Origin of the sequence: Marinobacter aromaticivorans (assembly GCF_002806975.1) — a bacterium.
Classification (GTDB): Bacteria; Pseudomonadota; Gammaproteobacteria; order Pseudomonadales; family Oleiphilaceae; genus Marinobacter; species Marinobacter aromaticivorans.
Genome location: NZ_NIHD01000022.1, coordinates 23,164 through 29,163, shown reverse-complemented (window position 1 = coordinate 29,163; position 6,000 = coordinate 23,164). Strand labels below are relative to the sequence as shown.

Below are 6,000 nucleotides of genomic sequence, written 5' to 3'. Positions count from 1 at the left end.
ATACAACGACGATCCCAAACCTTTTATCTGGCGCAAAACAGCGGATCAAATCATTGCATCAATCGCTCGTCTTTCCGATAAGCTGAATAATAAGACGAACTTTTGTTAAGGCACACTAGCAGTTGGCCAATGAAATCTGGGCGCCGAGTGCATTGTATTTTCCGGCCGTTACGGGGATCACGCTGCAGCGGTGCTAAACTCCTCTAAATCGTGAATACATCCAAATCCAGCATGCACTTCGTGATAGCTGGAAAACGGTCGTTTGTTGGACGCTCCCATTCATCCCTCAAAATACCCGATTTTGGCTTGTTTCTTGTTCAACAATTAAGTACAACAATCTATGAACAGAAAAGGCACCTTTTATGGTCATAGGTTACGCGCGGGTCAGCACTAACGACCAAAGTCCGGAGCTTCAGGTGGATGCCCTGGAGAAAGCAGGGGCCGAACAGATCTTCCAGGAGAAGTTTACCGGGACACTCAAAGACCGACCTGAATTGTCGCAGTGCCTTCGTATGCTCCGGCAGGGCGATGTTCTGGTTGTCTGGAAGCTGGACCGCCTGGCGCGCTCTCTGAAAGATCTGGTCGAGATTGTCCAGGATCTCCATGAACGAGGTGTTGGTTTCAAATCCCTGACGGAATCCATCGACACAACCAGTTCCGGTGGCCGTCTGGTCTTTCATATCTTTGGGGCACTGGCTGAGTTTGAGCATGACCTGATTCGAGAGCGCACAATGGCGGGGCTTCAGGCAGCTCGTGCCCGGGGTCGCAAGGGAGGCAGGAAACCGGCCATGTCGGATACCGATGTGCGTAAAGCCGCAGCCATGTTGTCAGATCCCAATATCACCAAAAAGGAAGTAGCGAAGCACTTCAGCGTATCGAGAACTACCCTGAACGCTTCATTAACAAGAATTGCCCAGTCAAAACTGGATAATGGCCAACCGCCTTCAAACAAAGCATCCGGGAAAACCTGAACCTTCATCTGCAGGGAGCTGCTATGTCTACAACAATCCATGACATTCTCGACGAGCTACGCGAGAACGTCCGTGACAATCGCACCATTGGTGATCGCTTTGAGCGCCTGATTGCCAATTACCTGGTCACGGATCCTCAGTATGCCGATCGCCTGGAGGATGTTTGGTTGTGGTCAGAGTGGCCGGATCGCTCCGGTAAGGACATCGGTATTGATCTGGTCGCCAAAGAGCGCGCCACCGGTGAATACTGGGCCATTCAGTGTAAGTTTTACCTGCCCGGAACCACACTGTCGAAGCATGATCTCGACTCTTTCTTTACTGCGTCGGGCAAGCGCTTTGCCACCAATGAAGGCGAATGCACGTTCAGCAACCGCATGATTGTCTCTACCACGGATCGTTGGAGCAGCGAAGCTGAAAAGGCGCTGGAAAACCAGCAGATCCCGGTGGAACGCCTTCGGGTCCAGGACCTGGATGAAAGCCCGATTGATTGGAGCCAGTTCAGCTTAAAGAACCCGGCTGACATCAAGCTCAAGCCCAAGAAAACGCTCCGTGATCACCAGCAAGAAGCGATGGACGCCACTCGTTTGGGCTTCAAAGAGCAGGATCGTGGCAAGCTGATTATGGCCTGTGGGACCGGCAAAACCTTTACCTCGCTTCGTCTTGCGGAGGCACTGGTGCCTAAAGGCGGCCGCATTCTGTTTCTGGCTCCTTCCATCTCTCTGGTGGCCCAAACCCTGCGGGAATGGACCGCGGAAGCCACGACCCCTTTCCATGCGTTTGCCATTTGCTCGGATACCAAAGTGGGTCGGGAACAGGAAGACCTGAAAACCCACGACCTGGCGTACCCGGCCACCACCAACGCCACCAAACTGGCTCAGTACGCCGACACCTTTGCCGCCAATGACCCTGACCGGCGTACCGTGGTGTTCTCGACCTATCAATCCATCCAGGTCGTCTCGGATGCCCAAAAACAGGGGCTTGGCGAGTTTGATTTAATCATCTGTGATGAGGCTCACCGAACCACCGGCATCACCCGGGACGGCGAGCCTGCCTCTGATTTCGTGAAGGTCCATGACAATGCGGTTGTCGCTGGCCGAAAGCGCCTTTACATGACCGCCACACCGCGCATCTTTGGTGACCCCTCCAAGCAAAAAGCCAAAGACAAGGACGCGGAACTGTACTCCATGGATGATGAATCCAAATACGGTTCCGTGTTTTACCGCATCGGTTTTGGTGAGGCGGTTCGTCGCGGGCTTCTTACCGATTACCGGGTACTCCTGGTCGCCGTGAATGAGGACAAGATGCCCTCGGTCACCAACGCCTACCAGGCACAACTTGGCGACGACAAGCAGGCCAAGGCCATTGATACCCGGTTTGTGTCCAAGGTCATGGGTACCTGGAAAGGCCTCGCCAAAAAAGACGTTCGTCTGGTGAGCGATGAAGGTGAAGAAGATGCGTCTACGGTTGACCGAAAGCCCATGCAACGGGCAGTCGCCTTTGCTCGCTCCATCAAGGCCTCGAATACCATTCAGCAAAACCTCCCCGCGCTGGTCAATCTGTACCAAAGCCATACCCACGATGATCACGCCCTGAAGTGCGAGGTTCGCCATGTCGACGGCAGCCAGAACGCACTGGTTCGCCAGCAATCCCTGGAGTGGCTGCGGGCGACGGACATCGATGACGAAAGCTGCCGGATACTGACCAATGCCCGCTGCCTGTCTGAAGGCATTGATGTGCCGGCCCTCGATGCCGTGGTGTTCTTTGATACCCGGGAATCCATCGTCGATATCATTCAGTCGGTTGGACGCGTCATGCGCAAGGCTGAAGGTAAAGACTATGGCTACATCATCTTGCCCGTCGGTATTCCCAGCAAAAAGCTGAAGGATTACAACAGCTATATCGAGAAGGATGCCCAGTTCAAAGGCATCTGGAAGATTATCAAGGCACTTCGGGCGCACGATGAATCGCTGGTCGATGAAGCGGAGTTCCGCAAGAAGGTCACCGTGATCGGCGAGGAAGGCGACGGTGGCGAGGGTAACGAGAGCGGTGACAGTGCCGGTGAACAAGGTGAGCTTGAACTGCCTCCCCTGCCCATTGAAGACATTTCGGAAGCCGTTTATGCCGCTATCCCCAAGAAACTGGGAGACCGGGACTACTGGCACGACTGGGCCAAAGACGTTGCCCGCATTGCGGAGCGCATCATCGCCCGCATCCACGACCTGATCCAGAACCCGGACACGCGCAAGGTCTTCGATCAATTCTTGAAGGGGGTCCAGGACACCATCAACCCAGCCGTCGATGAGGCCGCCGCCGTTGAAATGCTGGCTCAGCACCAGATCACCCGACCGGTGTTTGAGGCTTTGTTCCCGGATCGTTCATTCGTCGATGAGAACCCGGTCTCCCGCTCCATGGAGAGCGTCATTGAGCACCTGGATCGCCATCGGGTCGATTCGGAAACCGCCGAGCTGGCCGCGTTTTATGAGTCCATCCACGAGCGGGCCGCGCTGGCGAAAAGCGAGAAATCCCGCCAGGATCTGATTAAAGGCCTTTACGAGAGCTTCTTCCGAACCGCCTTTAAAGACCTGGCTGACCAGCTTGGCATTGTTTATACGCCCATCGAAGTCGTGGATTTTATTCTGCAGTCCGCCGATGTCGCGCTACAGAAACACTTTGGCCTTCGCCTCACCGATGAGCAGGTTCATGTGCTCGATCCGTTCACCGGGACAGGCACCTTCATCACAAGGCTGTTGCAGCATCCCGAGCTCATCCGCAATGAGGACGTAAAGCGGAAGTTTGAGCAGGAGCTTCACGCCAACGAAATCGTTTTGCTGGCCTACTATGTGGCAACCGTGAACATCGAAAGTGCGTTCCGGGCACGAGGTAATGCCGAGTTCGTGTCCTTCCCGGGCATGGTGCTGACCGACACCTTCCAGATGACCGAATCCGATGACCTGGTGGACCGGGTGGTCTTGCCGGAGAACAACGCCCGGGCCGAGCGACAGAACAATCTCCCGATCAAGGTGATCGTGGGTAACCCGCCTTACTCAGTGACCCAGGGCGGCGCCAAGTACCGTGATCTGGATAACCGGATTGGGGAAACCTATGCCCGACATTCCCTTTCAACCAATAAAAACAGCCTGTACGACTCCTACATTCGCGCTTACCGGTGGGCCACCGACCGGATCGGCAACGATGAAGGCGGGGATGGCAACGGTATTGTGGCCTTCGTCACCAACGGCGGCTGGATTGATGGCGATGCAACAGCGGGTTTCCGTAAGTGCCTGCAGGATGACTTCTCGCACATCTATGTGTTCAACATGAGAGGCAATGCCCGTACTCAAGGCGAACTAAGGAAACAGGAAGGCGGTGGGGTCTTTGATGCCGGCTCCCGAGCGCCTGTCGCCATCACCATTCTGGTTCGAGAAGCTCGCCAGACCGGTCCGGGCACCATCCATTATCACGATATTGGTGATTACCTGTCTCGGGAAGAAAAGCTCGCCATAGCGGAAGATGCTGTCAGCATTGATGGGCTTCCCTGGCAGACAATCGCGCCCAATGAATCCCATGACTGGATTAATCAGCGGAGTGATGATTTTCAGAAGTTGAAGCCGCTAACGGGCAATAAAGCTATATTCGAGGTGCGCTCACGGGGTGTGGAAACAAGCCGTGATTCGTGGGTTTACAACTTCAGCAGGGGCGCTCTCGAAAACCAGATCCAAACGACCATCGAGTATTACAACAACCAGCTTGCACTGCAACATACTGCTCTCCATCAGGTGTCAGGCGGCAACTCTGAAAAAATCTCTGCAGCTAAAAAATTAGTCGGCAATGATCCAACTGCGATCAAATGGACAAGCAGCTTGCTGGAAGACTTCGTGCAAGGTAAGCCGGCATCATTTGATGGCAGAAAAATCGGCTATGCTCTCTATCGTCCTTTTTGCAAGTTTTGGCTTTATTACGATGCTCAGTTCAATCATCGATACAAATCTAAGCTTTTCCCGCAGGTTGTAAGCGACAATATAGCCATTCAGGTTACTGGTACAGGGATGTCAAAAGGCTTTTCCTGTTTGATATCGGAAGCCATTCCCGATGTTCAGGTTTTAGCTAATGGTCAATGCTTGCCCCTTTACTGGTACGAAAAACGCAGGGTGGATGCCGGTACAAAGGACGACCTGTTCTCGGAAGAAACCGCCTCAAACAACAGCGCCGAAGAGTACATTCGCCACGACGGAATCACAGATAATGCGCTTCAGGAAATCCGGACTCATTACCAGGATCAGTCCATTACCAAGGAAGACATCTTCTATTACGCCTATGGCCTTCTTCATTCGGACGAGTACCGACAGAAGTATGGCGCTGACCTGAAGAAAGACCTACCCCGGGTCCCGTATGCAGAGGCGTTCTGGGACTTCTCAAAGGCGGGGCGGGACCTGGCTTACTGGCACCTGAACTACGAAGACATTGAGCCCTTCCCGCTGACCGAACACAGCGAACGGATGGTGCTTGATGAAGTCGACCATTACAAAGTCCGGAAGATGAAGTGGGGCGGCTCGGCGCGCAAACCCGACAAATCCAAAATCGAGGTCAACGACCATCTGACGCTCAGCGGCATTCCGGATGACGCCCATGAGTACATCGTCAACGGAAAGTCAGCCCTGGAATGGATTCTGGATCGTTACCAGATCACCAAGGACAAGGAATCCGGGATCGTTAATGACCCGAACGAATGGTCGGATGACCCTCGGTACATCGTGGATCTGATTGGGAAGGTGACCCGGGTGAGCGTGGAGACAGTTCGGATCGTGAAGTCTCTACCTTCTCTATAGGTGGTAGGTAAGGGTGAGTATCATTGAGGGAATTAAGAAAGCCAGGCCTCTCCCTGGCGCGTCACACCACTGGGCAGGTGTCGCGTTTGCCTGGCATCCCTGCCGGCAGTGAGCCCTGGCCGTCCTGACCAAACGACTCCCGGGCAGTTTACGCATAGTAGAAGGTACCCCAATAGGTTATTACTGAAACACTTGTGAGAGAT

2 protein-coding genes are annotated in these 6,000 nt (G+C 54.0%); both read left to right on the top strand.

Annotated elements, in window-relative coordinates; genetic code table 11:
- Positions 1-362 precede the first annotated feature (362 nt).
- The gene (locus CDH48_RS18335; protein ID WP_100690150.1) at positions 363-971 is read left to right on the top strand and encodes a recombinase family protein; all 609 of its coding nucleotides are present in this window, start codon (positions 363-365) and stop codon (positions 969-971) included.
- A 23-nt stretch (positions 972-994) separates the two neighbouring features.
- Positions 995-5,797 (top strand): DEAD/DEAH box helicase, encoded by a 4,803-nt coding sequence (locus CDH48_RS18330; protein ID WP_100690149.1) that lies wholly within the window; start codon positions 995-997, stop codon positions 5,795-5,797.
- The last annotated feature ends 203 nt before the right edge of the window (positions 5,798-6,000 follow it).

What these genes read in the sequence shown, in the direction of transcription:
- CDH48_RS18335 (WP_100690150.1), top strand. Translation starts at nt 363, where the DNA reads ATGGTCATAGGTTACGCGCGGGTCAGCACTAACGACCAAAGTCCGGAG.
- CDH48_RS18330 (WP_100690149.1), top strand. Translation starts at nt 995, where the DNA reads ATGTCTACAACAATCCATGACATTCTCGACGAGCTACGCGAGAACGTC.